The sequence below is a fragment of the Duganella fentianensis genome, assembly GCF_964031615.1.
Classification (GTDB): domain Bacteria; phylum Pseudomonadota; class Gammaproteobacteria; order Burkholderiales; family Burkholderiaceae_D; genus Rugamonas; species Rugamonas fentianensis_A.
The window spans coordinates 479154-505122 of the sequence record NZ_CAXIQN010000022.1; the positions used below are offsets into that span (position 1 = coordinate 479154).

30 protein-coding genes are annotated in these 25969 nt (G+C 60.2%); 17 read left to right on the forward strand and 13 right to left on the reverse strand.

The genetic code is table 11. The features are described from left to right. Window positions 1–22 precede the first annotated feature (22 nt). The 4 genes from ABNT42_RS19265 to ABNT42_RS19280 form a co-directional block, all read right to left on the reverse strand. Window positions 23–373, reverse strand: a complete 351-nt coding sequence (locus tag ABNT42_RS19265; protein WP_348699692.1) for an HPF/RaiA family ribosome-associated protein — start codon at window positions 371–373, stop codon at window positions 23–25. A 103-nt stretch (window positions 374–476) separates the two neighbouring features. Next, window positions 477–1148 carry a DUF1345 domain-containing protein gene (locus ABNT42_RS19270; RefSeq protein WP_348699693.1) on the reverse strand — a complete coding sequence of 224 codons (672 nt, stop codon included), beginning with the start codon at window positions 1146–1148 and terminating at the stop codon, window positions 477–479. Continuing rightward, window positions 1145–2488, reverse strand: coding sequence for an MFS transporter (locus tag ABNT42_RS19275; protein ID WP_348699696.1), 1344 nt, complete (start codon window positions 2486–2488; stop codon window positions 1145–1147). Before ABNT42_RS19275 ends, ABNT42_RS19270 begins: the two co-directional genes overlap by 4 nt. Window positions 2489–2553: 65 nt before the next feature. Beyond that, window positions 2554–3582 carry a CDP-6-deoxy-delta-3,4-glucoseen reductase gene (locus tag ABNT42_RS19280; RefSeq protein WP_348699698.1) on the reverse strand — a complete coding sequence of 343 codons (1029 nt, stop codon included), beginning with the start codon at window positions 3580–3582 and terminating at the stop codon, window positions 2554–2556. An 11-nt stretch (window positions 3583–3593) separates the two neighbouring features. Between ABNT42_RS19280 and ABNT42_RS19285 the strand changes: the two genes are divergently transcribed. Further along, window positions 3594–4484, forward strand: coding sequence for a sugar nucleotide-binding protein (locus ABNT42_RS19285; RefSeq protein ID WP_348699700.1), 891 nt, complete (start codon window positions 3594–3596; stop codon window positions 4482–4484). Window positions 4485–4496: 12 nt separating this feature from the next. On the opposite strand, the gene ABNT42_RS19290 is transcribed toward ABNT42_RS19285, so the two are convergent. Further along, window positions 4497–4757 carry a hypothetical protein gene (locus ABNT42_RS19290; protein WP_348699702.1) on the reverse strand — a complete coding sequence of 87 codons (261 nt, stop codon included), beginning with the start codon at window positions 4755–4757 and terminating at the stop codon, window positions 4497–4499. Window positions 4758–5174: 417 nt separating this feature from the next. Between ABNT42_RS19290 and ABNT42_RS19295 the strand changes: the two genes are divergently transcribed. After that, window positions 5175–5414, forward strand: a complete 240-nt coding sequence (locus ABNT42_RS19295; RefSeq protein WP_155434577.1) for a hypothetical protein — start codon at window positions 5175–5177, stop codon at window positions 5412–5414. Window positions 5415–5496: 82 nt separating this feature from the next. Here the strand turns inward: ABNT42_RS19295 and ABNT42_RS19300 are convergent, their stop codons facing one another. From ABNT42_RS19300 to ABNT42_RS19315, 4 genes are all read right to left on the reverse strand, one after another. After that, a complete protein-coding gene (locus ABNT42_RS19300) occupies window positions 5497–5709 on the reverse strand; it encodes a hypothetical protein (protein ID WP_348699704.1) in 213 nt (70 codons plus the stop codon). Window positions 5710–5798: 89 nt separating this feature from the next. Continuing rightward, window positions 5799–6386, reverse strand: coding sequence for a glycine-rich domain-containing protein-like (locus ABNT42_RS19305; protein WP_348699706.1), 588 nt, complete (start codon window positions 6384–6386; stop codon window positions 5799–5801). A gap of 168 nt (window positions 6387–6554) precedes the next feature. Further along, a complete protein-coding gene (locus ABNT42_RS19310) occupies window positions 6555–8396 on the reverse strand; it encodes a CHASE domain-containing protein (RefSeq protein ID WP_348699708.1) in 1842 nt (613 codons plus the stop codon). A gap of 213 nt (window positions 8397–8609) precedes the next feature. Beyond that, window positions 8610–10376 carry a glutamine--tRNA ligase/YqeY domain fusion protein gene (locus tag ABNT42_RS19315; protein WP_348699710.1) on the reverse strand — a complete coding sequence of 589 codons (1767 nt, stop codon included), beginning with the start codon at window positions 10374–10376 and terminating at the stop codon, window positions 8610–8612. Between the two features lie 176 nt (window positions 10377–10552). On the opposite strand from ABNT42_RS19315, the gene ABNT42_RS19320 reads away from it, so the two are divergent. The 6 genes from ABNT42_RS19320 to ABNT42_RS19345 all read left to right on the forward strand — a co-directional run bounded on the left by ABNT42_RS19320 (window position 10553) and on the right by ABNT42_RS19345 (window position 13731). Beyond that, on the forward strand, window positions 10553–10846 hold the full coding sequence (locus ABNT42_RS19320) for a DnaJ domain-containing protein (protein ID WP_155434582.1): 294 nt from the start codon (window positions 10553–10555) through the stop codon (window positions 10844–10846). A gap of 33 nt (window positions 10847–10879) precedes the next feature. After that, a complete protein-coding gene (locus ABNT42_RS19325) occupies window positions 10880–11380 on the forward strand; it encodes a hypothetical protein (protein ID WP_348699712.1) in 501 nt (166 codons plus the stop codon). Window positions 11381–11382: 2 nt separating this feature from the next. After that, a complete protein-coding gene (locus tag ABNT42_RS19330) occupies window positions 11383–12159 on the forward strand; it encodes a hypothetical protein (RefSeq protein ID WP_348699714.1) in 777 nt (258 codons plus the stop codon). An 8-nt stretch (window positions 12160–12167) separates the two neighbouring features. Further along, entirely contained in the window at window positions 12168–13040 is an 873-nt protein-coding gene (locus tag ABNT42_RS19335; protein ID WP_348699716.1) for a DUF6178 family protein, read from the forward strand. A 113-nt stretch (window positions 13041–13153) separates the two neighbouring features. Beyond that, entirely contained in the window at window positions 13154–13420 is a 267-nt protein-coding gene (locus tag ABNT42_RS19340) for a hypothetical protein (RefSeq protein ID WP_348699718.1), read from the forward strand. Then, the gene (locus tag ABNT42_RS19345; RefSeq protein WP_348699720.1) at window positions 13417–13731 is read left to right on the forward strand and encodes a transcriptional regulator; all 315 of its coding nucleotides are present in this window, start codon (window positions 13417–13419) and stop codon (window positions 13729–13731) included. The genes ABNT42_RS19340 and ABNT42_RS19345 overlap by 4 nt, the downstream gene beginning before the upstream one ends. Window positions 13732–13779: 48 nt before the next feature. On the opposite strand, the gene ABNT42_RS19350 is transcribed toward ABNT42_RS19345, so the two are convergent. Next, complete coding sequence (locus tag ABNT42_RS19350; protein WP_348699722.1) at window positions 13780–14682, reverse strand: LysR family transcriptional regulator; 903 nt, start codon at window positions 14680–14682, stop codon at window positions 13780–13782. 104 nt (window positions 14683–14786) lie between these two features. Here ABNT42_RS19350 and ABNT42_RS19355 point away from each other — a divergent pair, with 104 nt between their 5' ends. Continuing rightward, on the forward strand, window positions 14787–16097 hold the full coding sequence (locus ABNT42_RS19355; protein ID WP_348699724.1) for an MFS transporter: 1311 nt from the start codon (window positions 14787–14789) through the stop codon (window positions 16095–16097). 29 nt (window positions 16098–16126) lie between these two features. Here ABNT42_RS19355 and ABNT42_RS19360 read toward each other — a convergent pair whose 3' ends face one another. Further along, window positions 16127–16786 carry a hypothetical protein gene (locus ABNT42_RS19360; protein WP_348699725.1) on the reverse strand — a complete coding sequence of 220 codons (660 nt, stop codon included), beginning with the start codon at window positions 16784–16786 and terminating at the stop codon, window positions 16127–16129. 193 nt (window positions 16787–16979) lie between these two features. On the opposite strand from ABNT42_RS19360, the gene ABNT42_RS19365 reads away from it, so the two are divergent. After that, window positions 16980–17315 carry a hypothetical protein gene (locus tag ABNT42_RS19365; RefSeq protein ID WP_348699727.1) on the forward strand — a complete coding sequence of 112 codons (336 nt, stop codon included), beginning with the start codon at window positions 16980–16982 and terminating at the stop codon, window positions 17313–17315. Window positions 17316–17365: 50 nt separating this feature from the next. Here the strand turns inward: ABNT42_RS19365 and ABNT42_RS19370 are convergent, their stop codons facing one another. Beyond that, entirely contained in the window at window positions 17366–18133 is a 768-nt protein-coding gene (locus ABNT42_RS19370; RefSeq protein WP_348699729.1) for a hypothetical protein, read from the reverse strand. Then, entirely contained in the window at window positions 18133–19362 is a 1230-nt protein-coding gene (locus tag ABNT42_RS19375; protein WP_348699731.1) for a CaiB/BaiF CoA-transferase family protein, read from the reverse strand. Before ABNT42_RS19375 ends, ABNT42_RS19370 begins: the two co-directional genes overlap by 1 nt. Before the next feature lie 165 nt (window positions 19363–19527). Between ABNT42_RS19375 and ABNT42_RS19380 the strand changes: the two genes are divergently transcribed. From ABNT42_RS19380 to ABNT42_RS19410, 7 genes are all read left to right on the forward strand, one after another. Then, a complete protein-coding gene (locus tag ABNT42_RS19380) occupies window positions 19528–19800 on the forward strand; it encodes a type II toxin-antitoxin system prevent-host-death family antitoxin (RefSeq protein ID WP_348699733.1) in 273 nt (90 codons plus the stop codon). Continuing rightward, window positions 19778–20074, forward strand: coding sequence for a Txe/YoeB family addiction module toxin (locus ABNT42_RS19385; RefSeq protein ID WP_348699734.1), 297 nt, complete (start codon window positions 19778–19780; stop codon window positions 20072–20074). Before ABNT42_RS19380 ends, ABNT42_RS19385 begins: the two co-directional genes overlap by 23 nt. Before the next feature lie 48 nt (window positions 20075–20122). Then, complete coding sequence (gene ugpQ / locus ABNT42_RS19390) at window positions 20123–20875, forward strand: glycerophosphodiester phosphodiesterase (RefSeq protein WP_348699736.1); 753 nt, start codon at window positions 20123–20125, stop codon at window positions 20873–20875. A gap of 68 nt (window positions 20876–20943) precedes the next feature. Further along, entirely contained in the window at window positions 20944–23553 is a 2610-nt protein-coding gene (gene alaS, locus ABNT42_RS19395) for an alanine--tRNA ligase (protein ID WP_348699738.1), read from the forward strand. Between the two features lie 231 nt (window positions 23554–23784). Further along, on the forward strand, window positions 23785–24012 hold the full coding sequence (locus tag ABNT42_RS19400) for a sulfurtransferase TusA family protein (RefSeq protein WP_161036831.1): 228 nt from the start codon (window positions 23785–23787) through the stop codon (window positions 24010–24012). A gap of 223 nt (window positions 24013–24235) precedes the next feature. After that, window positions 24236–24985, forward strand: coding sequence for an electron transfer flavoprotein subunit beta/FixA family protein (locus tag ABNT42_RS19405; RefSeq protein ID WP_155434596.1), 750 nt, complete (start codon window positions 24236–24238; stop codon window positions 24983–24985). 10 nt (window positions 24986–24995) lie between these two features. Then, window positions 24996–25928 (forward strand): FAD-binding protein, encoded by a 933-nt coding sequence (locus tag ABNT42_RS19410; protein ID WP_348699740.1) that lies wholly within the window; start codon window positions 24996–24998, stop codon window positions 25926–25928. The last annotated feature ends 41 nt before the right edge of the window (window positions 25929–25969 follow it).

Genomic DNA, 25969 nt, shown 5'->3' on the forward strand with positions numbered 1-25969 from the left:
TGGCGTACTGAGTGGCCGTGGTTTATTCGGCGTCGGCTTCGATGGCTACGCCGCTGTGGCGTTTATCCTGCAGGCGACCTAGGGCGCTATCGACGGCGCGTTTGAGTTTTTCGGCAGCACCGCCGATGGCCTGATGCAGGGTGGCAGCGTGGTCGCTGACAGCGATCGGCTGCAGACCCGTGACGCGGGCTTCCAGCATGCAGCGGTTGTCGCCGTCTGCCGATTTCTGGACCAGATTGTCGCTCAGATGCACTTCGACGCGATTGATTTGTTCGCCGAATCGTTGGAGCGCATTCTTCACGACAGTTTGTACGTGCTCATCGAGACCTGCATGACGTTCGATGGTTTTGTCGGCATGGATAATGATTTGCATATGCTTGCTCCTTGTTGTTGAACTGCGATTTCATCTTACTCCTTTTTTGCTCAGGTGGGCGCTTAGGTAAAACTTAAGCGGGAGGGAGATGGGCAGCAAGGCGCTAGCCGTTGATCAGGGAAGCGCCGATATTGATCGACAGGCCCAGCACGGCCAGATTGTAGAAGAAGCACAGCACCGACTGGCACAGCACGACTTTGCGCAGTGCGCGGCTGTGGATGCTTACATCGGCTGTTTGCGCGGCCACGCTGATGGTGAACGAAAAGTACAGAAAATCCCAGTAATTGGGCGTCAGATTCTGGTCGGGAAACTGCAGCACGGGCGCGGCGGCGTCGGCCCCGCTGCGATTGATGTAAAACAGATGGGCATAGTGCGAGCAGAACATGGTGCCTATCATGAACCACGAACCGGCCAGCGTCAGCACCACGAAACCATAGTGGTACAGCATGTCCGTGGGCGGGGCATTTTTCAGCACCGACAGTTGCGACACGATGGCGGCCAGACTGGCCAGTATCAGCAGCGATAGCACGGCAAGTATCACGGGACCTCTTTCATCCTGCCGGCAGGCGGTGCGGCGAATGTCGTGGTGGTCGGCCCGCGCCATCATCCGCGCCATCATGGCGAGGTAGCTCCACACGGTGACATTCCACGCCGTCAGCAAACAGGTCAGCAGCGGCCAGCTGGCCGGCAGCAGCAGACCGGTGGTCGTGCCCAGTGCCAGTGCGGCGCTCAGGTGCGGACGGGTGTGGATGATGCGCGGTAGCGGCAGGCTCATGAACTCTCCGTTTGGTTCTGTGCGGCGCGTTCCTCGTGGGGGAAACGGTCCATGCGCGACAGCACGGGGAACAGCACGCTCCATAGTCCCGTCACCACCAGCGTGGCGGCCCCGCCAAACAGCACGGCGCGAGTCAGCCCCATCCAGTTTGCCGTCAGGCCTGATTCGAATTCGCCCAGTTCGTTGGAAGCGCCGATAAAGACGGAGTTGACGGCGCTGACGCGGCCACGGATAGCATCTGGCGTTTCGTACTGTACCAGCAGGTGGCGCACATACACGCTGATCATATCGCCTGCGCCCATCAGCAGCAGCGCGATCAGCGCGACGATGAATGTGGTGGTGGAACCCAGTACCAGTGTGCACACGCCGAACACGGCGACGCCGCCCAGCATCCACGCACCCACGCGGCGGGTAATCGGGAAGAAGGTCAGGGTGATCGAGCAGACGGCAGCGCCTATGCCGGGCGCCGTACGCAGCATGCCCAGCCCCGTCGGCCCCACATGCAGCACGTCGTGCGCCAGCGCCGGCAGCAGGGCGGTGGCGCCGCCGAACAGCACGGCGAACAGGTCGAGCGAAATAGCACCGAGGATCACTGGCCTGGAGCAGACGAAGCGTAAGCCTTCCAGCACGGTATGCCAGGTGGCCGGTTCGCGGTGGCTGGCTTGCGGTGCCGGTTTGGTCAGGCACATCAGCACGACTGCTGCCAGCAGCAATGCTGATGAAATGAGGTAAACCGTTTTCGGCCCGGCCAGATACAGCAGGCCGCCCAGCGTGGGGCCGAGGATGATGGCCAGATGGAAGCTGGAAGAACTCAGCGCCACCGCCTTGCTGAAACTCTCAGGCGGCACCAGATTGACCAGCATGGCTTGCGTGGCCGGCCCCATGAAGGCGCGCGCGCTGCCGAACAGTACCAGTACGGCGAACACGGGCCAGACGGTCCCCAGGCCGGCCAGCGTGAAGCTCAGTAGCAGCAGGCCGCACAGCAGTTGCGCGGCCAGCGCCAGCGCCACCAGATTGCGCCGGTTGTAGCGGTCGGCCGCGTGACCGGCCAGCAGGATCAGTAGCAGGAAGGGGGCAAACTGGGCCAGTCCGATCAGACCCAGATCGAACAGATCGTGCGTCATGTCGTACACCTGCCAGCCGATGGCCACATTCTGCATCTGCACGGCCAGCGTGCCGAGCGTGCGGGCTGACAGATAGAAGGTGAAATTGCGATGGCGCAGAACGCTGAAGCCGTTGCGCGAGGCGCGAGCGTCGCTGCTGGCGTTAGTGTTGGCGTTACTGTTACTGGCGGGGTGACTGGCGTGCTGGCTGCCGGAGGAACTGGTACTGTCGGACATGGGCGCTTTCAGGGCACCGCGCCGGATGGCGCGGCATCCGTGTCGGCGCCCGCTGGGGTGAGAACTTAAGGTTGGTTGAGGTCGGCTTCGCTGGTGAAGGCGTCGGCGTAGAACTCGTCTTCCGGCAGTTGGCACTGGGCGACGAAATCGCGCTTGGCCGATTCCACCACGATGGGGGCACCGCAGGCATACACCTGATGACCGGACAGGTCGGGCAGGTCGGCCATCACGGCAGCGTGGACAAAGCCGCTGCGTCCTTGCCAGCCATCTTCCGGCAGGGCGTCGGAGACCACCGGCACGTAGCGGAAGTTAGGCATTGTTGCGGCCCACTGGCGGCACAGACCATCCATGTACAGATCCTGCGGACGGCGGCCGCCCCAGTACAGCGTCATGGCGCGCTGCGAGCCTTGTGCCTGCAGGTGCTCGACGATGGCTTTGATGGGCGCGAAGCCCGTGCCGGAAGCCAGTAGCACCATAGGTTTGTCGCTATCCTCGCGCACGAAGAAGGTGCCCAGCGGGCCTTCGAAGCGCAGAATGTCGCGCTCTTTCATGGTGGAGAACACCTGATCGGTGAACACCCCGCCCGGCATGTGGCGGATGTGCAGGCTCAGTGGCTGGTTCTGGTCCGGTGCCGTGGCCAGACTGTAGCTGCGCCGCTTGCCGTCGCGCAGCAGGAATTCGATGTACTGGCCGGCGCGGAATTTCAGGGTTTCGTTGGCGGGCAGTTGCAGCGTCATCACCACCACATCGGCGGCGACTTTTTCCAGTGTGGCCACGCGCGACGGCATTTTGCGCAGCGGGTAGTCTTCGCTACCGGCCACTTCGCGCGCTTCGATCACCAGATCGCTGTGCGCCGTGGCGCAGCAGAACAGCGCCATGCCGGCAGCCGCTTCTTCAGCCGGCAGAGCACGTTCCTGATAGGCTTTGTGGCTGACCGTGCCGCTGACGACCTTGCCTTTGCACGAACTGCAGGCGCCGTTCTTGCAGCCATATGGCAGGCCGATACCGGCGCGGACTGCGGCGGCCAGAATGGTTTCGTCGTCCTCGCAGCTGAATTGGTGGCCGCTAGGCTGTACAGTAACTTGAAACGTCATACAATCCTTCGATGAATAAAATCTCACTACAAAAATTCGCCCGTCCGCGCCTGCTGATCATCGGCTGCGGCGATGTGGGGATGCGCATGCTGCCTTTGCTGACACCGTATTTCCGCGTGTTTGCCGTCACCAGCCAGCCGGCCCGCTGCGCCGAACTGCGCGCGCTGGGTGCCCAGCCGCTAGTGGCTAATCTGGACCAGCCGGCCAGCCTGCGCCGGCTGCGCGGTCTGGCCCGTACGGTACTGCATCTGGCTCCGCCGGCAGCGCAAGGTGTACAGGATGTGCGTACGCGCCATCTGACCGCCATTTTACCTGAGCGGGCGCAAGTGGTTTATGTGAGTACCACGGGCGTGTATGGGGATTGCGGCGGCGCCCGCTTCGATGAAACCCGGCGCGTGGCCCCCACGACGCCGCGGGCCCAGCGCCGCGTCGATGCCGAACAGGTGCTGCGCCGCTGGGCGCGCCATGCGGGCGGACTGCTTTCGATACTGCGGGTGCCGGGCATTTATGCGGCCGAGCGGCTGCCGCTGGCACGGCTGCAGGCGGCAACGCCGGCCCTGAGCGCGCAGGACGATGTGCATACCAACCATATCCATGCCGATGATCTGGCGCGCATCGTGGTGGCGGCGCTGTTCCGTGCCCTTCCCCAGCGGGTCTATCATGCGGTGGACGATAGTGCCATGAAGATGGGCGAGTATTTCGATGCCGTGGCCGATGCCTACGGCATGGCACGACCACCGCGTCTGCCCCGTGCCGAATTGCGCCAGGTGGTGACGCCGGCGCTGCTGTCGTTCATGTCGGAGTCGCGCCAGCTGGAGAACCGCCGCTTGCGGCGCGAGCTGGGCGTGCGCCTGCGCTACCCTAGCGTGCAGGCATTTCTGGACGGGCAGGCGCGAGGCTGACAGCTTGCGGGCTTAGGCCTTGCGCTTGCGCTGCTGCTGCACGCGCTGCTGCTGTTTCTTCTGGGTCTGATTGCGATCCTGCTTGGCCTTGTAGATGGCCTTGGCATCGATACGCGCCTGTTCCGGCGTGCGCAGTTCTTCCAGATCATCATGCTTGACGAAATAATCGTTGGCTTGCGCGTCCATCACCAGTTTGATGGCGGCGTCGTCGTCCAGCTCGTACATTTCGTACAGCAGGGTGGTTACTTCATCGAGGAATTCTTCGTAGGTCATGGTGATGTAAAAACTTGTAAAAATGGCAGGTCGGGTAGCGCGCCCATAGGCGGGGCGGGCTGAAATGTGTCAAAATAACAACCTCTTGGCTGTCGAACATCAAATCGACCCACATCATACGGCATTCGCGCCCGTGCCGGACTTGAGCGGTTCAGCTCGCTTTACAAAAATTTATACCTTTTCTTACAACAGATGAATACCTAACATAAGTTTTAGGGGTAGAATCTCTCAAAATCTCACGAAATTAAGTGGTCTGTTAGAGGATCACTAACGAAAACGTGTATTATTTCGATCTGGTGCTAAAACTCAGGATAAATTTCTGAAATTTGTAGTACTACATCGGTAATAGAGCAAAAAATTTTTTTACCCATGTGTCGTTTTTTACGCAAGAACGGCCGCAATTATTGAAAATTCATCATGTCTCTCAAAGAAATCACCTCCTCGCCGACCTATAATCCGAATCGCGTGCTGGACGCTATCATCGAGAAGCTGCAACTGAAAAACGATGCCGCCCTGTCCCGCGCACTGGAAGTAGCGCCGCCCGTGATCAGCAAGATCCGTCATAACACCCTGCCTATCGGCGCCACCATCCTGATCCGCATGCACGAGATCAGCGATTTCAGCATTCGCGAACTGCGCGAACTGATGGCTGCCTGATTGCAGCAGATAGCGGAAAACATAACGGCGCGCACCTTACGGTGACGCGCCGTTGTTATTTGCAGCCGGCCTAAGCCTCAGTTCAGGCCGAAGTGCTGATGGTGGTACCGATGCGCTGGCCACTGGTATTGACGGTGGGCGCGACCGCTGCCTGGGGTGGCGGCGGTGGCGGTGGCGGCGCCGCCTGCTTGACCTGCTCGGCAGGTTTATCGACGGCTTTACCGGCCGTCGATGGCGTCAATTGAGTGGGCTGGACCTGTACGGTCGAAGATTGTGCGGCTGGCTGGACGGCCATGGCGGGCTCCCAGAGTTGTTCGGATACCCGTCAGTATGCCACTTTTTTGGGCATAATGCCAAAAATTTCCACTCGGCACTATTTTCGTTTTAAGCGGCCTGCGCCAGATGTGGGCGTTCAGCGAACAGGCTGCCTGCTGCTGTGCCTGTGCTGACTGCCGAATAGGCTGTGCCGTTCGCTACGGCCGAGTAGGCGCTACGGGCGGCAACGGCAGAATACGCCGTCTGCGCAGCGACTGCCGAATAGGCGGTCTGGGCTGCCACGGCCGAATACGCGCTGCCCTTGACCTGCCGGGGGTTAGCGCCCAGCAGCACGGGATAGGCCGTGCCGAAAGTTGCTTCATACAGTTGCTGCATACGCAGGCCGAGGCGCTCGTGGGCGGCCAGATCGTCCTCGCCACGCAGACCGATGTAGGGGAAGTGGTGCAGGAAGTGGCCGAACACGGCCTGACAGTCTTCTGCGTACTTGAGCGTATCGAGGATGTGATAGTGCCAGAAGGTATCCACATCGACCAGCGGCGCGGCCTGTTCCTGCGGGAAGGTCTTCATCAGATACAGGAAGCGGCGGTATTCGGCTTCCACGGCACTGGCATGTTCCAGCGTCCAGCCTTCACCGGATTCTTTGTGCATCAGTTTGACTTTAATCGGTTCCAGATCGAGCGCGTCGATAACGTTCATGGGGCATCCTTTGCATTAGTTAGGTGGAGCAACGTGGTGGAGCAGAAGCAATTTTGTCTGCTGAGCGGAACGTCCTTTTGATCTTGCGCAAACTTCGTCAGTAAATTCCCATGGCGTGCACGGAATTGCCTGAAGTGGGACGGAAATATCCTGCCCTCGTCACAGCGATTAGATGCTGGTTTCGGCAGCCAGTCTGGCGCTGGCGTTGATGTCTTCCACCGCAGGCGGTGCCACATAATCGATAGGCACGGAAATCGATATCGTGGTGCCGGAATGGTGGCCGGCCGTGATGGTGCATTGTCCGCCCAGCAGGTGGATGCGTTCTTCCATGCCGACCAGACCGAAAGAGCCCACTTTATTGCGGCTACCCTCGACCATGCCGATGCCGTTATCGCTGATGGTCATGTTGAGCATGCCGTTGCTATGGCGTAGTTCCACCCGCACCAGACTGGCGCGCGCATGCTGCATGATGTTGGACAGTGATTCCTGCAGGATGCGGAAAATTGCCGTGGCACAGTGGTCATCGAGATGGATGTCGCTCTGCTGTTCTATCAGTTCGCAGACGATGCCGGAGCGCTGACGGAACTGGGCGATCTGCCATTCCACTGCCGGTGTCAGGCCCAGATCGAGCACGGTGGGGCGCAAGTCGTTGATGATGTGGCGCACGCTCTTGATGGTGCTGTCGATCTGCGCCAGCGTGTGGCAGGCGCGCGCATGCAGGCGCGGGTGGCGCAAACGGGTGCGGGTGGCCAGCATATCCGTTTCGATGCGTAGCGCCAGCAGGTTCTGGCCCAGATCGTCGTGGATTTCGCGCGCGATGCGTTTGCGTTCCTGTTCCTTGATCTGGTCCGCATGGGCGCCCAGCTGGCGTAGCCGGTGGTGCGATTGCTGCAGACGGGACTGGCTGTCGCGCAGCTCCTGCGTCATGGCGCGCGCCATTTCGATGGCACGCCGGCGCGATGACGCGAGTGTGTGGAACAGCAGATAGATCAGCAGCGAACCGATGAAGCCGCAAGCCATGGCCAGCCATGGTAGAAAGGCATCGAAGCGCGACAGCCACAGCTTGCTGGGGGCGCTGAATTCGGCATTCCAGGTGCGGCCGTTGAAATCCAGCGGCAGGGTGACGCTGAAGCTGCGCTCTTCATGCTGGGCGGCAGGCAGGCTGGCCAGATTATCGAACAGCAGGGTAGGCGGCGACTGGCTGCCATCGCTGTTGTGGCCATCGTCGTACAGTCGCAGGTGGACGCTCTGCAACTGGCTGCCTTCCAGCGCGCCCAGTACCAGACGGGGCACGCTGAAGCCTATGCCGACCGAACCGATATAGGCAGCGCGGCGCTGCTGCAGGTCGCCTAGCGGCAAGTCTTTGCGGTAGATCGGCATGCGCAAGGCCAGTGCCCAGCCCTGCGCATGGCGGGTATTTTCCACCGGCATACCCGTGGTCATCAGCTGGCCCGTATCACGCGCCTGTGCCAGCGCTGCCGCAGCGCCGGGACGTACGCCGATATCGAGGCCGATACGGTCGCGGAAGGCGGTGGTTGGTTCTATCATGGTCAGCACGGTGTAGGACGCGCGCTGGCTGGCCGGATGGATCTGGAAATCGGGATAGCCGTCAGCGCTGCCATCGCCGCTGCGGGCGCTCCAGCGTTCGAAGGCGGCACGACGGGGGCCGCTGACCAGTTCGGCATAGTTGATATTGTCGAGCGCGGGGAACTGTTTTTTCAGCATCAGACCACTCACATAGCGGTGAAAACCGGCGCGGTCTATGCGTTCGCTGGCGGCCAGAAAACTGGCCGTGCCGCGCAGTACATCGGTGTAGGAACTCAGACGGGCATTGATGCTGTAACGCGCGTTGAAGGCTTGCTGGGTGAAGCGGCCATAGGCTTCATGTTCGATGGTATGGCGTACCAGCACTTGCAGACAGGTGCCGATCAGCAGAGCCAGCAGGATGCCGCTCCACCAGACCGGAGGCTCCGGCGCGAACCATTTCTGTTGCGGGTGCAGGAGAGGCATAGCTGAGCTCGGTTGGGGCGATGCGCCAGACTATAGCGGATGTTATTTATGGTGACTTGATTAATTTTGCCTAATTGATACTTGTCCTGAACGAAGTGTTGCAGCGGCCATGAAAAAAAGCCGGAGGCTCCTAGGGGAGGGCACCGGCTTTTTTTATTTTTGTCTAAAATGGTCTAGAACGGTCTAGAACGGTCTAGAACTTGCATCAGCGAATTACTTGGAACTCCAGTTATCTTTCAGTGTAACAATCCGGTTGAACACCGGCTTGCCGGGCTGGCTGTCGACGCGGTCGGCCACGAAATAGCCATGGCGCTCGAACTGGTAGCGCTGGTCGGGCAGGGCAGCGCTCATGCCCGGTTCCAGATAGGCCGTGACTACTTCCTTGGCGTTCGGGTTGAGCAGCGAGATGAAGTCCTTGCCGCCCGCGTCCGGCTGGGCATCGGTGAACAGACGGTCGTACAGGCGCACTTCGGCCTGTAGCGCGCTGGCGGTGGATACCCAGTGGATATTGCCTTTGACTTTGTAGTTGTCGGAACCGGGCGTGCCCGATTTCGAATCGGGGAAGTAGTTGACGTGGACGGCGATGACTTTGCCGTTTTCGTCCTTGTCGTAGCCCGTGCATTCGGTCACATAGCCATGGCGCAGACGCACGCGTGCACCCGGTTTGTCGTCGATCGGCGGGTAGTAGCGGAAGTAGCCCTTGCTCGGCACTTCCATGAAGTCTTCTTCTTCGATCCACAGTTCGCGCGAAATCGGGAAGGTGCGCACGCCCATTTCCGGATGGTGCGGGTGCACCGGCGAGCTGCATTCTTCCGTCTGACCTTGCGGATAGTTATCGATGATCAGTTTCAGCGGACGCAGCACGGCAGTTGCACGCGGTGCTTTCGGATCCAGATCTTCGCGCACGCAGCCTTCCAGCGTGCTCATGTCGATCCAGCCGTCCGCCTTGGTCACGCCTATGCGTTCGCAGAACAGGTGGATGGCTTCCGGCGTGTAACCACGGCGGCGCAGGCCGACGATGGTGGGCATACGGGGGTCGTCCCAGCCGTCGACGATCTGCTCTTCCACCAGCTGGCGCAGCTTGCGTTTACTGGTCACCACATAGGTCAGGTTCAGGCGCGAGAATTCATACTGGCGTGGCACCGGCAGCTTGAAGAAACCGCCTTTCGACAGGGTGGCCAGCAGCCAGTCGTAGAACGGACGGTGATCCTGGAATTCCAGCGTGCAGATCGAGTGGGTGATGTTTTCCAGCGCATCCGAAATCGGATGGGTGTAGTCATACATCGGGTAGATGCACCATGCGTCGCCCGTGCGTACGTGGTGGGCGTGACGGATACGGTAGATGGCCGGATCGCGCATATTCATGTTGGGCGCGGACATCGCGTCTTCGCTGATCTTGGCGCGCAGGATGTGCTCGCCGTCAGCGTATTTGCCCGCCTTCATGTCGCGGAACAGTTGCAGCGATTCGGCCGCCGGACGGTTGCGGAACGGCGAGTTCTTGCCCGGCGTGCTGAAGTTGCCGCGGTTGGCGGCCATGTCTTCGGCCGACTGGCTGTCCACATAGGCATAGCCCTGCTCGATCAGGTATTCGGCCATCGCGTACAACTGGTCGAAGTAGTCGCTGGCGTAGTGCAGGTGGTGGTCGATGCCGCCGGCAGCGTTGGGGTAATCGTAGTTAAAGCCCAGCCATTTCACGCTGTCGATGATGGTGTCGACGTATTCCTGTTCTTCCTTGGCCGGATTGGTGTCGTCGAAACGCAGGTTGCAGCGGCCCTGATAGTCGCGCGCCAGACCGAAGTTCAGGCAGATCGACTTGGCGTGGCCCACGTGCAGGTAGCCGTTCGGCTCGGGCGGGAAGCGGGTAATAACGCTAGGCATGCCTTCGCGCACGTGGGTGCCGGCCGCCAGATCGGATTCGACGATGGCGCGCAGGAAATTCGAAGGCAGCGCTGGCGCTGGGCTGTTTTTATCGTTGCTCATCTGTATTGTGGCTAGAAAAAAAGTTCATATTGATCGCTATGGCAGGCATTCTACCGTATCCCCAGCCCATCCTCGGGGGAAATGCGGGCCTACGGCAGCCACAGCGGGATCTGGCGGCGCGGGACAGGTATAATTCGCCTTTACCTGTTTCGGCAACAAGGCCCGGAGTTTCCAAAATGGAAAATTATTACAACACACTGGGTATCGCGCCTAACGCCAGCGAAGATGAGATTAAAAAGGTGTATCGCTCGCTGGCGATGCGCTTCCATCCGGACCGTAATCAGGCCCCCGGCGCGGAAGCCCGCTTCAAGAGCATTACCAAGGCCTACGAGATCCTGTCCGATCCCGCCAAGCGCGAGGAATACAACCAGAGTCTGAACCACCGCATCATTATCGACGCGGAGGCGGAAGCCTATCAGCTGTGGCGCTCGGTATTCAATCTGCACGGCACCCAGTTGCCGCCGGCCTGAGCGCATCAAATAAGAAGAATTGGAAAGTAAGTAATGAGAAAAGTACATCCCGAGTTCGCCTATCAGGCGCGCGAACTGGAAGGCCAGATCGAAGGCATACTGGGCGATCCGCCCGATCGCAAGAACTACCAGCGCATGATCGATGCGCTGGTGGAAGAATATGCCAGCGGCGGCGGCATCGAAGATGTCAACATGCTGGCCTTCGCGCTGGTCGATCAGCTCGAGTTCAACGATCCGAAAGGCTTGCTGGCCGAAGCGGAAGACTACGAATTCGGCGATGCCGCACGGGTGTTTGCCATGGCCAGCTGCAAGGGCGATGCGGCGGCGCGCATGTACGCGGCGCTGGAAGAGAATATGCCGGAGCTGGGCCGTCAGGCCATTATCACGGCTTTCCTGCACCTCAATCCCCGTCGCTGGGACGACGACGACCAGTCGCTCGAACAGCTGTCGGCCAATGATGATGGTGATGATATCGACGATGAAGATCAGGCGAGCGACGACTTCGCCCAGATGTTCGATCAGGATGGAGATTAAGCATGAGTGACAACAGCAATCTGCCGGCGCTGAGCAAGCAGGTAACCGAGCTGGTACTAGCCGGTTCCATCGAGCACGCCGAAGAAGCTTTCGCCGAAGCGGCCGACCAGTTCGGCGATCTGGCCGTGGTGGAAGTGCTCAACAATATTCCGCCGCAAGTGACGGCGCTGCACATGGCCGGTTTCGACGGCGGCAAGATGTCGCTAGCCACGCTGCTGGTGCCGCCCAAGGCATGGGCCGACAGTCTGGCGTTTATCGCCGCGACGTGGCAGGACGATCTGATCGAGGATGATCCCGAGCGTATCGCTGAATCGCTGTTCGCCCACATCCACGGCGTGGTGTTCTCGACCGACGACGAAGAGCGTCGCAACGAACTGCTGGCGGCTGCCTCGGCCACCGACCACGGTGCTACCGCGTTCGCGATCCTGTTCTCGATGGCGCCGAAAGAAATTCTCGAAGTGGCCGGCGAAATCATTTCCAAAGGCCCGTATCTGACGGGGCAGACCTCGTCCGATAACGACGTCGTGCCACTGGCGATTGCGCTGGCGCAGGCGTCGGAAGATGGCTGGGACCGCGCGCTGTTCGAGCTGTTCCCGGAATTCCGCCACAGCGCCGATCTGGCCGATGCCGAATACGACGATGATCCCGATGCCGAGCCGAGCATCCTGCAGCGTTCCACCCGCGAACTGCTGTACCGCTTGCGCAAGCAGGTGCCGTCCACGCGCAGTGCAGCCAAGCCCGGCTCGCGCCGCAGCATGGGCACCAAGATCTTCTCGTAAGGGTTGTCATGCTGCCTGCATTAGTCATAGAACGATTGCCGCGTCTGACGCGCGCGATCCAGCAACTGGCCAGTCATCCGGACGACGACGCGGCCTACGCGCTGGCCGACGAGCTGACCGGCATTACCGCCATGGTGGCCGAGAAATTCACCAACGACCGCACCGCCGAAGGCATACAGAAAGCCCTGCTGCTGACGGTGGGCGGAGTGTCGCTGGGGCTGGAACATGCGCTGGGTGAGGATACCGATCTGGCCGCGCTGGAATACCTGATCGAGCATGGCGCCGAACATGCGTTCCAGCAGGGCTTCCGGCTGGTCAAGGAACTCTCGGCCATGCCGCAGGATGCACTGGTAGGCGAGTACGATACCGATCCCCTGTACGCGGCGCGGCGTCTGCGCGACCTGTTCGTGGAACTGTGCCAGACCGATCCCAACCAGAACTGGAACGGCATGGAGCGCTATCAGGTCATGCTGAAACAGCGCAAGGAAGTGCAGGCGGTGGTGCGTTTTGCCAGCTGGCTGCGCCGCCACAACAGCGAAGGCGTGGTGACGGATACCGATCTGAATGCGGAAGGCGTGATTGCGCTGGCCGTAATCTTCGCCGTCGAAGGTGGCGGTCGCATCGTTGCACGTACGGGTCAGAAGGAGTTCGAGCGCTTCGTCAAAGCCGTGCGCAAGAACAAGCCCGATTTCGAGCAGGGCTGGGCTGCACTGCTGGCCGTGGTGCCGGTCCAGCATCACCCCGTGCTGATCGAGCGCATCGACAACTACCGCCGTTCCTGCAGCGTGCTGCAGAACATCACGGGCCGCACGGCCATGAAAACCCTGTTCGCCGAACTGGAAAACTACGCCGGTTCCGAACTCGACGCCGACTACGCCTAACGCCTTTTCACTGGCGCGCGTCATTTCCATTCACCGTTGCAAGACGGTAAGCTGCTTGCTGCCTCGATCAATCTCAGGATTGATTGAGGCTGCTTAAGCCAGTACAGGCAGTTGTGGATATCCTTGAGGCTATCCGCAACCTGCGTATAATTTCCATGAATGCCGTCTTTGTCGAACTACCGGCCTTTGCCCGTTATCGCGATGTCCGGCGCGGCAAGGGGAGTCTTGGCGGCCTGCGGGTTATCTATTACTGGTGGGATGGCGGCCCTGAATTCTGGCTATTTACGCTCTACGATAAGGATGAATTGGCGGATCTGAGTGCCAGCGACCGGAAATTGCTTAGGGATAGGCTGACAGCAGAGCTGAAGGCGAGAAAATGAAGAAGCGTAATCTATTAGCCGAATTGAACGAGGGATTTGACGCTTTGGCGGATCAGTGTGCCGGCAAACAGACCTTGCGCACACACGAAGTTGAAATTCAGCCGGCGCTATTAGTCACGGCCGACGAGGTGCTGGCATTGCGTGTAAGACTGAATCTGTCGCGCGCTGTATTTGCCCGCTATTTACGGACTAATCCTCGCACGCTGGAAAACTGGGAGCAGGGCAGGGCTAGGCCGAATGCGCAGGCCGCACTTTTGCTACGCCTAGTCGATAAGTTTCCTGATACGGTACAGCGTCTGTCCGAGGTTTAGTGGACTAGTGTATGTCCCGTGCACGGCCAGTACGGGACTGGCTCGCAATCACTCGCCTGACTGTTGAGCGATCGCCATGGCGATGGCGACAAACGCTGCGACTAGCGGCGAGTTTTCTTCCTTGCGTTGTGCCAGCATCAGTGCCGTGGTGGCCGCTGCGTCGCTAAGCGGGCGGTAGCACACGCCCGCCATGCGGATAATTTCGAACGAGGCGGGCAGAATGGAAATGCCGCAGCCGGCTGCCACGAGGCCGATGATAGTGGACGCTTCGCCCGCTTCCATGGCGATGCTGGGCTGGAAGCCGGCCGCACGGCACAGGCGGAATATCTGCGGATAGATGCCGGTGCCGGTGGTGCGCGGATACATTACCAGTGGCTGGTCGCGCAGGTCGCTGATGCTGACGCTGGGCTGGCTGGCCAGCGGGTGATCGCTAGGCAGTACCAGTACTAGCGGATCTTGCCGCAACGCGGTCAGGCTGACGCTGTCGGGGATGCTGATATCGGGCGGACGCACCAGCCCCAGATCCAGTTCGCGTTCGGCAATCGCGGCGATCTGCGGCACGGTGGGCAGTTCATGCAATGTCAGCGTGACGCCAGGATACTGCTGGCGATAGCGGTTGACCACGCTGGCGAACAGTGGCGTCAGCGGGGTGGAGTAGGTGTAGCCTACCCGCAATTCGCCCGCTTCGCCCCGTTCGGCGCGGCGTGCTGTCTGCATGGCTTGTTCGGACAGCGCCAGTACGCGGCGCGCATCGTTCAGAAACAGTTTGCCTGCCTCCGTTAGCCGCACCCAGCGCTTGCTGCGATCGAGTAACTGAGCGCCCACTTCGCTTTCCAGCTGCTGAATCTGGTGGCTGAGCGGCGGTTGGCCGATGTGTAGACGGGCGGCGGCGCGGGTAAAACTGAGTTCTTCGGCAACGGCAACGAAGTAGCGCAGGTGGCGCAATTCCATAGTTGTTATCTGTAAAAAGTATAAGAATCACCTTAAATATATATTGGACTCAAGGCGAGAGCAATCCTAAGATGCAGACTCCCTGCCTGACCGAGAGTTAGTCCATGCCACCACCCGTCGCCAGCCTTGATTCCGATACCTTGAGTGCTAATAGCTGTGCCAGCGGCACGTCCGGCGCTATCGCCAGCAGCGCTGCCAATCAGCCCGCTGCAGGCCTTGCGCGGATTGCCGCAGGCAGTGCAGCTTTCCGGCGCAGCAACCGTGCGCTGTTCTTCGGTGGCTTTTCCACCTTTGCGCTGCTGTATTGCGTGCAACCGCTGATGCCGCTGCTGTCACATGAATTTGCCCTCAGTGCGGCGCAGAGCAGCATGGTGCTGTCTGCATCGGCGGCGGCACTGGCCCTGTCGCTACTGGCATCGAGCGTGGTGTCTGAGCGACTGGGGCGCAAACCGCTGATGGTGGCGGCCATGGCGATTGCTGCCGTGCTGACTTTGGCCTGCGCTGCCAGCCACAACTATGGGCAATTGCTGGTACTCCGTAGCTTGCTAGGCATCGCGCTGGGCGGCATGCCGGCCATCGCCATGGCTTACCTGGGCGAGGAAATCGAACCGAATTCGCTGGGCCTGTCGATGGGCTTGTACATCAGCGGCAGCGCGCTCGGTGGCATGGCCGGACGGGTGATCGCCTCTGTCATCAGCGACCATTATTCGTGGCGACTGGCGCTGGCCGTGGTGGGCGCGGCAGGGGTACTGGCTGCACTGGAATTCTGGCGCTCGCTGCCAGCATCGCGCCACTTCCGTCCGCAACATACGGCATGGCGCGCGCTACCGGCAGCGTTCCGCGGCCACCTGGCCGATGCCGGCATGCCGTGGCTGTTCGCGCTGGCGTTCTTGCTGATGGGCTCGTTTGTCAGCCTGTACAACTACATCAGTTATCGCCTGCTGGCGGCTCCTCTGCTGCTGAGTCAGAGTGTGGTGGGTGCCGTGTCACTGCTGTATTTGCTGGGCATCTATAGTTCGGTGTGGGCCGGACGGCTGGCCGACCGGTATGGACGGCGTCATGTGCTGTGGGCACTGATCGCCATTCTGCCAGCGGGCCTGCTGCTGACGCTGTCGAACTGGCTGCCATTGATCGTGGCCGGTGTGGCGCTCTACACCTTCGGTTTCTTCGCTGCCCATTCCGTGGCCAGTAGCTGGGTAGGGCGGCGCGCACTGGGCAACCGTGCGCTGGCTTCAGCGCTATATCTGTTCTTCTACTACTTCGGTTCGAGCGTGGTAGGTTCGCTCAGCGGACTGATGTGGGAATCGCATGGCTGGCCCGGCGTGGTGCTGGTTTTGGGCAGCCTGCTGTTGCTGGCGCTGCTGATCGGCTGGCGTCTGCGCCGCTTGGCCCCCTTGGCGCAGGCCGATCTTTAAGCGGCTTTGCGTGACGGCTGCGGCGCGCTTCACGGGCAGTTGGAATAGGAACGCCGGCCTTCCGGACTGATGCTGACGCAGTAACTGCCGAACGCTGTGCTGATCTTGTACAGGCGCGATTTGCGTTCCCCATCCGCGCTGCTGAGCTCCACCATCCGTGCGCCCTGATACCACTTGGGCGGCACCGCCTCATGTGCCGCATTGATGCCACGCTCTAACTTGGCTTGCAGGCCATCCGGTGGTGGCAGGGGAAAGCGCTGGGGCGATTCGGCACGCAATTGCTGATCGATCCGGCCCACGCTCTTGCGAGCCTGCTGCAATAGTTCGTCGGCGCTGGCCGGTGTAGAGCGTGCGGCTGCCGGTGCTTCCGGTGCGAAGGGATCGTCCTGCCGGCTCTCCTGCAGCGCAGGGGCTGGTACTACCGTCGCAGCGGTCGGCGGCGTAACGGCTGCTGTGCTTGCGCTGGGTGTGATGATCGCTGTAGAAGCCGGTAACAAAGCTTGCGCGGCACGGCGTGGTTGGGTACGGGGTGCGGGCTTAGTCGCGGCGGGAAGTAGCCACTGTATGGCGGGACCGCGTGGAGCGGATTTGTGCTGGGTTGGAAGTTCTTGCAGCATAGCTAGTAGCAGTGCGCCATGTAGCAGCACGATCAGCAGTAAGGGCGGCAAGGCGCGTGGACGGGCAGTCATGGCGGCAGCATATCTTGCCAGATTGATAGCGCCGAGCCATGTCACAACTATTTACAAAATTTGCAACTTCAACGGGAACTGATCTGTCTCAGATGTGCCGCCAATAGCCGGCCATGCCATGCAACGCGGCAGGCGCGGGCGAGTCGAACGGGGAGCAGCACAGCCGTGCATGCAGCGATCTAGGAGGAGCATCATGTTGCCGACACTAGAAATCCATCACCGCTTTCAACTGCTGGCGCAAGCCGTGGGGCAGGCGGCGCAAGCCTGTTCAGGCGAGCGCTTGCTGCCGGCAGAATTGCGCAGCAGCGTGCAGCGACTGGATCAGTATGCCGATAAGCTAGGTGAATTGCTGGCCACGGCAGATAGCGCCCAGCTGGACCGCCTGCTGGCGGAAATGCGGGTGCTGGTGGAGCGCGCGCGGCAGGTGTGTATCAATGTGCCGCAGATATCGGCGCACACCCGCAGCGCAGTGCAGGCAGTGCAAAGCCAGTTGCAGGAATTGCAGAGTGATTTGAGTGCGCGCGCCTGAGCGCCGTGGCATGCGGCGCGGATAGTCGCTGCGCTACAACTGCTGGCGACCTAGCGCTTGGGCAGCAGATGGCGGAACGTAGGCTCGATATTCCGCTCGTGGAGATGACGGATGATGTCGTCCAGCGTGGCGTCCTTGAGCAGCAGGCCGTCGTTGCGGGATATTGCGGCACCAGTTGTAGCGCTGGGTTCGGCTTTTGCCGCAGCGCTGGTCGCTAGAGCAGCGTCAGGCTGCTGGCTCTGCAGCAGGGCACAGGCGTGGTTCCACTGGGTTACGCTGATGCTGTGCAGCCTTTCCAGAAAAGCTGCCTGACCGGCGGCAGGTGGCTCCACTTCGAGTCCCGCTTCTTCTTCGAACGCGGCGCCCATGCCGGGGTGGATAAAGGCGGACCACAGGCCATTGCTTTGTACGCGGGGCGGACATTCCACGCGGCTTTGGACATGCTGGTCAGCGTGTTGCGGTAGCCAGTCCAGTTCGTCTGCGAGCACATCGGGGAAATAGCTGGCGCACAGTTGCAGCAGAAAGGTCTCGGCCTGCTCTACAGGCACGGCCTGGCTGAGCGATAGCCATAGCTGGTAGCTGTTCTTGCCGGAGATGCTGACGGCCGGTGCGGGCAGTTCCAGCTGCTCTTGCAGGTAGTTGGCCATGCGGCACAGATTGTCCCAGTGACGGGGCACAGCCTGTCCCGCTTTGCGGCGGAATTCCAGCACCATGGCACGCGTCTGGCCAGTCGCTGAAACCAGTTCCAGCGGCTGGCTGTCGCTGTCGCCACCTAGGCGGTACAGGCGGCTGACTTCAGCGTTGAGCGGGGTGTGCATCACACCACTCCCTGTGCGCGCAAGGCGGCGATCTCGGCATCGCTGTGGCCCAGTACTTCGCGCAGGATGTCGTCCGTATGCTGGCCCAGCAGCGGTGGCGCCACCGCTACGTCGGTCGGTGTGAGCGACATCTTCATGGGGCTGCGTACCAGCTTGGTGGAGCCGGCCGTCGGGTGTGGCACTTCCATCACCAGTTCGCGCGCCAGCACTTGCGGGTTCTTGTAGACGTCATCGAGGTTGTTGATGGGGCCGCAAGGCACGCCGACCGCTTCCAGCTGTTCGATCCAGAACGCGCGCGTCTGCCTGGCCACCATCTCGGCCAGTATAGGCACCAGTTCGTCGCGGTGCTGCACGCGCAGCGGGTTGGTGGCATAGCGCTCGTGGGTGGCCAGATCGGGCCGGCCGCCCACTTCGACAAACTTCTGGTACTGGCCATCGTTGCCGCTGGCGACGATGATGTAGCCATCGCTGCAGGCAAAGGTCTGGTAGGGCACGATATTCGGGTGGGCGTTACCCCAGCGCTTAGGCGCTTTGCCGCTGTTCAGGTAATTGCTGCCCATATTCGCCAGCATGGCGACCTGCACATCGAGCAGGGCCATGTCGATGTACTGGCCCTCGCCGCTGCGGTCGCGGTGGGTCAGGGCGGCAAGGATAGCGATGGTGGCATACATGCCCGTCATCAGATCGGTCAGCGCCACACCGGCTTTCTGCGGGCCGCCGCCGGGCAGGTCGTCGCGTTCACCCGTGACGGACATCAGGCCGCCCATGCCCTGTATTAGGAAATCATAGCCGGCGCGGTGCGCGTAGGGGCCGTTCTGGCCGAAGCCGGTAATCGAGCAGTACACCAGATCGGGCTTGATGGCTTTAAGTGATTCGTAATCGAGACCGTAGCGCTTGAGCTGGCCCACCTTGTAGTTTTCCAGTACCACGTCGCTGTGGCGTACCAGTTCGCGGATCAGCGCCTGACCGCCGGTGCTGGCGATATCGACCGTGATCGAGCGCTTGCCGCGGTTGGCGGCCAGATAGTAGGCTGCTTCCGTGGTGTTGTTGCCGTCGGCATCTTTAGCGTAGGGCGGGCCCCAGGCACGGGTATCGTCGCCACTGCCGGGTCGCTCCACCTTGATCACATCGGCGCCGAGGTCGGCCAGATTCTGCGAACACCACGGTCCGGCAAGGACGCGGCTGAGGTCAAGGACGCGGATATGTCCTAATGCTTGGGCAACGGTCATGTGGTCTACCTTTACAAATTTGCTATCAGGCCATTAGTGTAGTGGTTCGTCTCGGCTCATGCACAAGGTTTTTTCGTCCACATCCGATATCTTGTACAGATTTGTGTACAATGATTCGCGGGATAAGCTGTACCGTTTAATTCAATAGGCTGAGGGGCATCACAAATGAACGTGTTAACTTTTAGCGAGGCGCGCGCCGGGCTGAAGAGTGTGATGGACGATGTTTGTATGGATCACAGTCCTGCGATCATCACTCGCCAGAATGGCGAAGCGGTCGTCATGCTGTCGCTGTCGGATTTCAGCGCAATCGAGGAAACACTTTACCTGCTCGGTTCGCCCAAGAACGCCAGCCGCCTACTTGCATCTCTGGAGCAGCTAAATGCCGGCAAGGCCCGTAGACGGGCACTGGTACGCAATGAAAAACCAGAAGGCAAGTAACAAGAAGCAGGCCGCCCAGTCCGTTGTGGCGTTCACGGATATAGGCTGGGAGGACTATCAGTACTGGCAAACTGAGAATCCGAAACTTGCACAGAAAATCAATCTTCTGATTGATGCCTGCCTGTCCGCGCCATATAGTGGAATAGGCAAGCCGGAACCGCTGAAAGGCAATCTGACAGGGCTCTGGTCGAGGCGCATGGATCTGACGCACCGACTGGTCTATGCCTACGTTGATGGCGTGCTTAATATTGTCGCTTGCCGTTATCACTACTGACTAACACTGTTAAATCGATCGCGCCTGCTGGCGTGCTAGTGTGGAACTATGTGGCCATATCCTAAAATTGTTGCGCACCGGGGCGGCGGCACGCTGGCGCCGGAAAATACGCTGGCCGGTCTGCGCGCCGGTCTTGCCCATGGTTTTCATGCGGTGGAGTTCGATGTCATGCTGTCGCGCGATGGCATCGGCATGGTGATCCATGATCCTGACTTCGGCCGTACCGTGGGCGGGCAGGGCAGCGTGGCCACCAGCACAGCGGCCGAACTGGCTGCGATGGATGCCGGTAGCTGGTTCGGTCCTGACTACGCAGGCGTCACGATACCCCGCTACACGGATTTCATCGCCTTTTGCCGTGCCGAACGCATCTGGATGAACGTAGAAATCAAACCGGCCGATGGCTACGAGGCGGCCACGGGCGACTGGGTTGCAAAAACAACACGCGAGCATTTCCTTGAAGAACTAGCAAACGGCGATCCAGCCCGGCTGCCCTTATTGTCCTCGTTCAGCTATGCTGCACTGGCAGCTGCGCGCGATGCCGTGCCGGAGTTACCACGCGGCTATTTGCTCGATCGTTTGCCGGACAACTGGCTGGAACAGGCGCAGGCACTGGGCGCCGTGGCCATCCACACCAACCAGCGCCACCTGACGGCAGCCCAGGCAGCGGCCATCAAACAGGCCGGCTATGGCCTATTCTGTTACACCGTCAATGATCCCGCCCGCGCGCGTGAAATTCTGGACTGGGGTGTGGACGGCTTTTGCACCGACCGTATCGATTTGATCGGCCCCGCCTACGCCTGACAGCCCTGTCCACCCCGTGCTCATATATAATCAACCCTTTGCATCTGCCAGCTACTTCTGCTTACGACATGAAATCATCTGAAATCCGCGACAAATTCCTCAAGTTTTTCGAATCCAAGGGTCATACGATTGTCCGCTCCAGCCCGCTGGTACCTGGCAATGATCCAACCATGCTGCTGACCAATAGCGGCATGGTGCAATTCAAGGACGTATTCCTCGGCCTCGATACCCGCCCTTATTCGCGCGCCACCACCGTGCAGCGCTGCGTACGCGCCGGCGGCAAGCACAACGATCTGGAAAACGTCGGCTACACGGCACGTCACCACACCTTCTTCGAAATGCTGGGTAACTTCAGCTTCGGCGACTACTTCAAGCGCGACGCGATCAACTACGCGTGGGAACTGCTGACCAAGGTCTACCTGCTGCCGGCCGAGAAGCTGACCGTCACCGTGTATTTCGAAGATGACGAAGCCTACGATATCTGGGCCAACGAAATCGGCGTACCGAAAGAGCGCATCATCCGTATCGGCGACAACAAAGGCTCGCGCTACGCGTCCGACAACTTCTGGCAGATGGCCGACGTCGGTCCATGCGGCCCTTGCACCGAGATTTTCTACGACCACGGTGCCGACATCTGGGGTGGCCCTCCGGGCTCGCCAGAAGAAGACGGCGACCGCTTCATCGAGATCTGGAATCTGGTGTTCATGCAGTTCAACCGCGACGAACAGGGCGTGATGCACAAGTTGCCTAAGCCATGCGTGGACACGGGCATGGGCATGGAGCGTCTGGCCGCCGTACTGCAACACGTGCACAGCAACTACGAAATCGACCTGTTCCAGGCGCTGATCAAAGCTGCCGCACGTGAAACGGGCGCCACCGATCTGGAATCGAAATCGCTGCGCGTGATCGCCGACCACATCCGCGCTGCTTCCTTCCTGATCGTTGACGGCATCATTCCTAGCTCGGAAGGCCACGGCTACGTGCTGCGCCGTATCATCCGCCGCGCGCTGCGTCACGGCCACAAACTGGGCCAGACCAAGCCATTCTTCTACAAGCTGGTGAACGATCTCAATATCGAGATGGGCACGGCCTATCCGGAACTGACGGAAGCCATGGAACGCGTGGCCCAGACCCTGAAGCAGGAAGAAGAACGCTTCGGTGAAACGCTGGAAAACGGCATGAAGATTCTGGAAGCCCAGCTTGCCAAGGACGCCAGCCGTCTGGACGGCGCCACCGCCTTCACCCTGTACGACACCTACGGCTTCCCGCTCGACCTGACGGCCGATATCTGCCGCGAACGCAACATCACGCTGGACGAAGAAGGTTTCGCTGCGGCGATGGAACAGCAGAAGAAAACTGCCCGTGCTGCCGGTAAATTCAAAATGGCTGCCAACGTCGAATACAGCGGCGAGAAAACCAAGTTCGTCGGCTACGAAGAACTGAGCGCCAACGCCAAAGTCATCGCGCTGTACAGCAATGGCGCGCCAGTGCAGCAACTGAACGCAGGCGAGCAGGGCATCGTGGTGCTGGACACCACCCCGTTCTACGCCGAATCGGGTGGTCAGGTCGGTGATCACGGTGTGATCAAAGCCGCTGGTGCCCACTTCGAGGTGGAAGACACGCTGAAGATTCAAGCCGATGTATTCGGTCAGCACGGTGTGCTGGCACAGGGCACGCTGAAAGTGGGCGATGCCGTGTCGGCCGAAGTGGATCTGGACAAGCGCGGCCGTACCATCCGTAACCACTCGGCTACCCACCTGATGCACAAAGCCCTGCGCGAAGTGCTGGGCGGTCACGTGGCGCAGAAAGGTTCGCTGGTTGATCCCGACAAAACCCGTTTCGACTTCAGCCACAATGCGCCGCTGACGGCCGAGCAGATCGCCGAAGTGGAAGCCAAGGTTAACAAGGAAATTCTGGAAAATCACGCCACCAAAGCCCAGCACATGTCGTTTGACGATGCGGTGAAGCATGGCGCAATGGCCCTGTTCGGCGAGAAATACGGCGACGAAGTGCGCGTACTGGACATCGGTAGCTCGAAAGAGCTGTGCGGTGGCGTACACGTGCAGCGCACCGGCGACATCGGCCTGTTCAAGATCATCGCCGAAGGCGGTGTCGCGGCCGGTATCCGCCGTGTTGAAGCCGTCACCGGCGTGGGCGCACTGGCCCTGGTACAGAGCCTGAACCGTCGTCTGCTGGATGCAGCGGCCGCACTGAAAACCAATCCGGAAGAACTGGGCAGCCGTATCGCTCAGGTACAGGATCACGTCAAATCGCTGGAAAAAGAACTGGCAGCGCTGAAGTCGAAGCTGGCTGCGGGTCAGGGCGATGAACTGGCGGCGCAAGCCACCGACGTGAACGGTGTGAAAGTGCTGGCCGCCACGCTGGAAGGCGCGGATGTGGCCGGTCTGCGCGAAACCATGGACAAGCTGAAAGACAAGCTGAAAACCGCCGCCATCGTGCTGGCCAGTGTACAGGATGGCAAAGTCAGCCTGATCGCCGGCGTCACGGCGGACGCGACCAGCAAAGTCAAAGCGGGTGAACTGGTCAACTTCGTTGCACAGCAAGTGGGCGGCAAAGGTGGCGGACGCCCCGATATGGCGCAGGCTGGCGGTACCGATGCTGCGGCGCTGCCGGCAGCGCTGGCCGCTGTCATCGGCTGGGTGGGCGAGCGCGTTTAATCCTTTAAGCGCCCCGCTGAAGTAGTGTTTATGCGGCCTGCGTGATCCACGCAGGCCGTTGTCGTTCATGACAGGCTGTTGTATACTTTCCAGCTTGCGTTGCAAAGATGCAACGAACGATGAACTATTTTGGTGCAGCGCGTCAATCCTACCGTTTTGGAGTAGACTGGCGTCAGTCCTAACAAAACGAGCAGGTTTTTGATGAGCGACATGTTATTAGAAGAAGCAGTCATGGAATTCCACCAGGAACTTGATGCACGCGGTTTGAATTGCCCTTTGCCCATTCTGAAAGCGAAGAAAGCGCTGGCAGAACTGCAGAGCGGGGAAGTGCTGCGCATCATGGCGACCGACCCCGGTTCCGTACGGGATTTTCAGGCCTTCTGCAAACAGACCGGCAACGCTCTGCTGTCGCACGTACAAACTGGCCGCGAGTTCGTCTTTTTGATGCGCCGCAAATAAGCGCATTGTTCTAGTTTTTCCCAAAGTCATCGTCTAGAAGATTTATTTTTTAGACGATTTCTACTAGCTAAAAAACGCACGATCGTGCTTTATTTTCTTGTGCGGCGTGGATTTCTCATATAATCTAGCCCACAGAATTTAGTCCTGCCTAACTGGTGCGAGCGATGTACAGCACCTTGGCCCGGTTTTAACCCCGATTTTTACTTTTTCCAAAGGCACAGTTATGAAAGTCTTGGTACCCGTTAAGCGCGTGGTCGACTACAACGTTAAAGTGCGCGTCAAATCCGACGGCACCGGCGTGGATATTGCCAACGTCAAAATGTCGATGAACCCATTCGATGAGATCGCGCTGGAAGAAGCCACCCGTCTCAAAGAAGCCGGCAAAGTGACCGAAGTGGTGGCCGTATCGTGCGGCGTGACCCAGTGCCAGGAAACCCTGCGCACCGGTATGGCGATCGGCGCCGACCGCGGCATTCTGGTAGAAACCAGCGCCGAACTGGAGCCGCTGGCTGTGGCCAAGCTGCTCAAAGCACTGGCTGACAAAGAACAACCGCAACTGATCATCCTGGGTAAACAGGCGATCGACGACGACTCCAACCAGACCGGCCAGATGCTGGCTGCGCTGCTGGGCTGGCCACAGGCCACCTTCGCGTCGAAAGTCGTGCTGGAAGACGGCAAAGTCACCGTCACCCGCGAAGTGGACGGCGGTCTGGAAACGCTGGCACTGACTCTGCCAGCCATCGTGACTACCGACCTGCGTCTGAACGAGCCACGCTATGTAACGCTGCCGAACATCATGAAGGCGAAGAAAAAGCCGCTGGATGTGACCAAGCCGGAAGATCTGGGTGTAGACGTGACCCCGCGTCTGAAAACCCTGAAAGTGGCCGAGCCGGCCAAGCGTTCCGCTGGTATCACCGTACCGGACGTCGCCACCCTGGTCGCAAAACTGCGTACCGAAGCCAAAGTCATCTAAAGGAACAATCATGGTCGCATTAGTTATCGCTGAACACGACAACGCTAGCCTGAAGGGCAGCACCCTCCACACCGTGACCGCAGCCGCCCAGTGCGGTGGTGACGTGCACGTGCTGGTGGCCGGTTCCAACGCAGGCGCAGCCGTGGCTGCCGCTGCACAGATCGCCGGTGTATCCAAAGTGATCGTGGCGGACGCCCCTTACTTCGCTGAAGGTCTGGCCGAAAACGTGGCCGAGCAGGTGCTGGCGATTGCCGGCGGCTACAGCCACATTCTGGCGCCAGCTACCGCCTACGGCAAAAACATCCTGCCACGCGTTGCTGCCAAGCTCGACGTTGCGCAGATTTCGGAAATCACCAAAGTCGAATCGGCTGACACCTTCGAGCGTCCTATCTACGCTGGTAACGCCATCGCTACCGTGCAATCGACCGACGCTGTGAAAGTCATCACCGTGCGCGCAACCGGCTTCGACGCTGCTGCTGCCACCGGCGGCGCGGCTGCTACCGAAACGGCTGCAGCTGTAGCCGACAGCGGCAAATCGGCCTTCGTTGGTCGTGAAGTGGCCAAGTCGGACCGTCCTGAACTGACCGCTGCCAAGATCATCGTTTCCGGTGGTCGCGGCATGGGTTCGGGCGAAGCCTTCAAGATTCTGGAGCCGCTGGCCGACAAGCTGAACGCCGCTATGGGTGCTTCGCGCGCCGCCGTGGACGCTGGCTACGTACCGAACGACTGGCAGGTTGGCCAGACCGGTAAGATCGTGGCACCGAATCTGTACGTTGCCGTGGGTATTTCGGGCGCCATCCAGCACCTGGCTGGTATGAAAGACTCGAAGACCATCGTGGCCATCAACAAAGATCCGGAAGCGCCTATCTTCTCGGTAGCCGACTACGGCATCGTGGGCGACCTGTTCGAGATCGTGCCGCAACTGGTAGCGGAACTGGGCTAATCCCCCGACGCACTAGGCGCCAGCCAGAGCCACGCTGATCC

Excerpts from the sequence above, each read along its gene's own strand:
- ABNT42_RS19265 (WP_348699692.1), bottom strand. The coding sequence starts at position 373 with ATGCAAATCATTATCCATGCCGACAAAACCATCGAACGTCATGCAGGT.
- ABNT42_RS19270 (WP_348699693.1), bottom strand. The coding sequence starts at position 1,148 with ATGAGCCTGCCGCTACCGCGCATCATCCACACCCGTCCGCACCTGAGC.
- ABNT42_RS19275 (WP_348699696.1), bottom strand. The coding sequence starts at position 2,488 with ATGTCCGACAGTACCAGTTCCTCCGGCAGCCAGCACGCCAGTCACCCC.
- ABNT42_RS19280 (WP_348699698.1), bottom strand. The coding sequence starts at position 3,582 with ATGACGTTTCAAGTTACTGTACAGCCTAGCGGCCACCAATTCAGCTGC.
- ABNT42_RS19285 (WP_348699700.1), top strand. The coding sequence starts at position 3,594 with ATGAATAAAATCTCACTACAAAAATTCGCCCGTCCGCGCCTGCTGATC.
- ABNT42_RS19290 (WP_348699702.1), bottom strand. The coding sequence starts at position 4,757 with ATGACCTACGAAGAATTCCTCGATGAAGTAACCACCCTGCTGTACGAA.
- ABNT42_RS19295 (WP_155434577.1), top strand. The coding sequence starts at position 5,175 with ATGTCTCTCAAAGAAATCACCTCCTCGCCGACCTATAATCCGAATCGC.
- ABNT42_RS19300 (WP_348699704.1), bottom strand. The coding sequence starts at position 5,709 with ATGGCCGTCCAGCCAGCCGCACAATCTTCGACCGTACAGGTCCAGCCC.
- ABNT42_RS19305 (WP_348699706.1), bottom strand. The coding sequence starts at position 6,386 with ATGAACGTTATCGACGCGCTCGATCTGGAACCGATTAAAGTCAAACTG.
- ABNT42_RS19310 (WP_348699708.1), bottom strand. The coding sequence starts at position 8,396 with ATGCCTCTCCTGCACCCGCAACAGAAATGGTTCGCGCCGGAGCCTCCG.
- ABNT42_RS19315 (WP_348699710.1), bottom strand. The coding sequence starts at position 10,376 with ATGAGCAACGATAAAAACAGCCCAGCGCCAGCGCTGCCTTCGAATTTC.
- ABNT42_RS19320 (WP_155434582.1), top strand. The coding sequence starts at position 10,553 with ATGGAAAATTATTACAACACACTGGGTATCGCGCCTAACGCCAGCGAA.
- ABNT42_RS19325 (WP_348699712.1), top strand. The coding sequence starts at position 10,880 with ATGAGAAAAGTACATCCCGAGTTCGCCTATCAGGCGCGCGAACTGGAA.
- ABNT42_RS19330 (WP_348699714.1), top strand. The coding sequence starts at position 11,383 with ATGAGTGACAACAGCAATCTGCCGGCGCTGAGCAAGCAGGTAACCGAG.
- ABNT42_RS19335 (WP_348699716.1), top strand. The coding sequence starts at position 12,168 with ATGCTGCCTGCATTAGTCATAGAACGATTGCCGCGTCTGACGCGCGCG.
- ABNT42_RS19345 (WP_348699720.1), top strand. The coding sequence starts at position 13,417 with ATGAAGAAGCGTAATCTATTAGCCGAATTGAACGAGGGATTTGACGCT.
- ABNT42_RS19350 (WP_348699722.1), bottom strand. The coding sequence starts at position 14,682 with ATGGAATTGCGCCACCTGCGCTACTTCGTTGCCGTTGCCGAAGAACTC.
- ABNT42_RS19355 (WP_348699724.1), top strand. The coding sequence starts at position 14,787 with ATGCCACCACCCGTCGCCAGCCTTGATTCCGATACCTTGAGTGCTAAT.
- ABNT42_RS19360 (WP_348699725.1), bottom strand. The coding sequence starts at position 16,786 with ATGACTGCCCGTCCACGCGCCTTGCCGCCCTTACTGCTGATCGTGCTG.
- ABNT42_RS19365 (WP_348699727.1), top strand. The coding sequence starts at position 16,980 with ATGTTGCCGACACTAGAAATCCATCACCGCTTTCAACTGCTGGCGCAA.
- ABNT42_RS19370 (WP_348699729.1), bottom strand. The coding sequence starts at position 18,133 with ATGCACACCCCGCTCAACGCTGAAGTCAGCCGCCTGTACCGCCTAGGT.
- ABNT42_RS19375 (WP_348699731.1), bottom strand. The coding sequence starts at position 19,362 with ATGACCGTTGCCCAAGCATTAGGACATATCCGCGTCCTTGACCTCAGC.
- ABNT42_RS19380 (WP_348699733.1), top strand. The coding sequence starts at position 19,528 with ATGAACGTGTTAACTTTTAGCGAGGCGCGCGCCGGGCTGAAGAGTGTG.
- ABNT42_RS19385 (WP_348699734.1), top strand. The coding sequence starts at position 19,778 with ATGAAAAACCAGAAGGCAAGTAACAAGAAGCAGGCCGCCCAGTCCGTT.
- ugpQ (WP_348699736.1), top strand. The coding sequence starts at position 20,123 with ATGTGGCCATATCCTAAAATTGTTGCGCACCGGGGCGGCGGCACGCTG.
- alaS (WP_348699738.1), top strand. The coding sequence starts at position 20,944 with ATGAAATCATCTGAAATCCGCGACAAATTCCTCAAGTTTTTCGAATCC.
- ABNT42_RS19400 (WP_161036831.1), top strand. The coding sequence starts at position 23,785 with ATGGAATTCCACCAGGAACTTGATGCACGCGGTTTGAATTGCCCTTTG.
- ABNT42_RS19405 (WP_155434596.1), top strand. The coding sequence starts at position 24,236 with ATGAAAGTCTTGGTACCCGTTAAGCGCGTGGTCGACTACAACGTTAAA.
- ABNT42_RS19410 (WP_348699740.1), top strand. The coding sequence starts at position 24,996 with ATGGTCGCATTAGTTATCGCTGAACACGACAACGCTAGCCTGAAGGGC.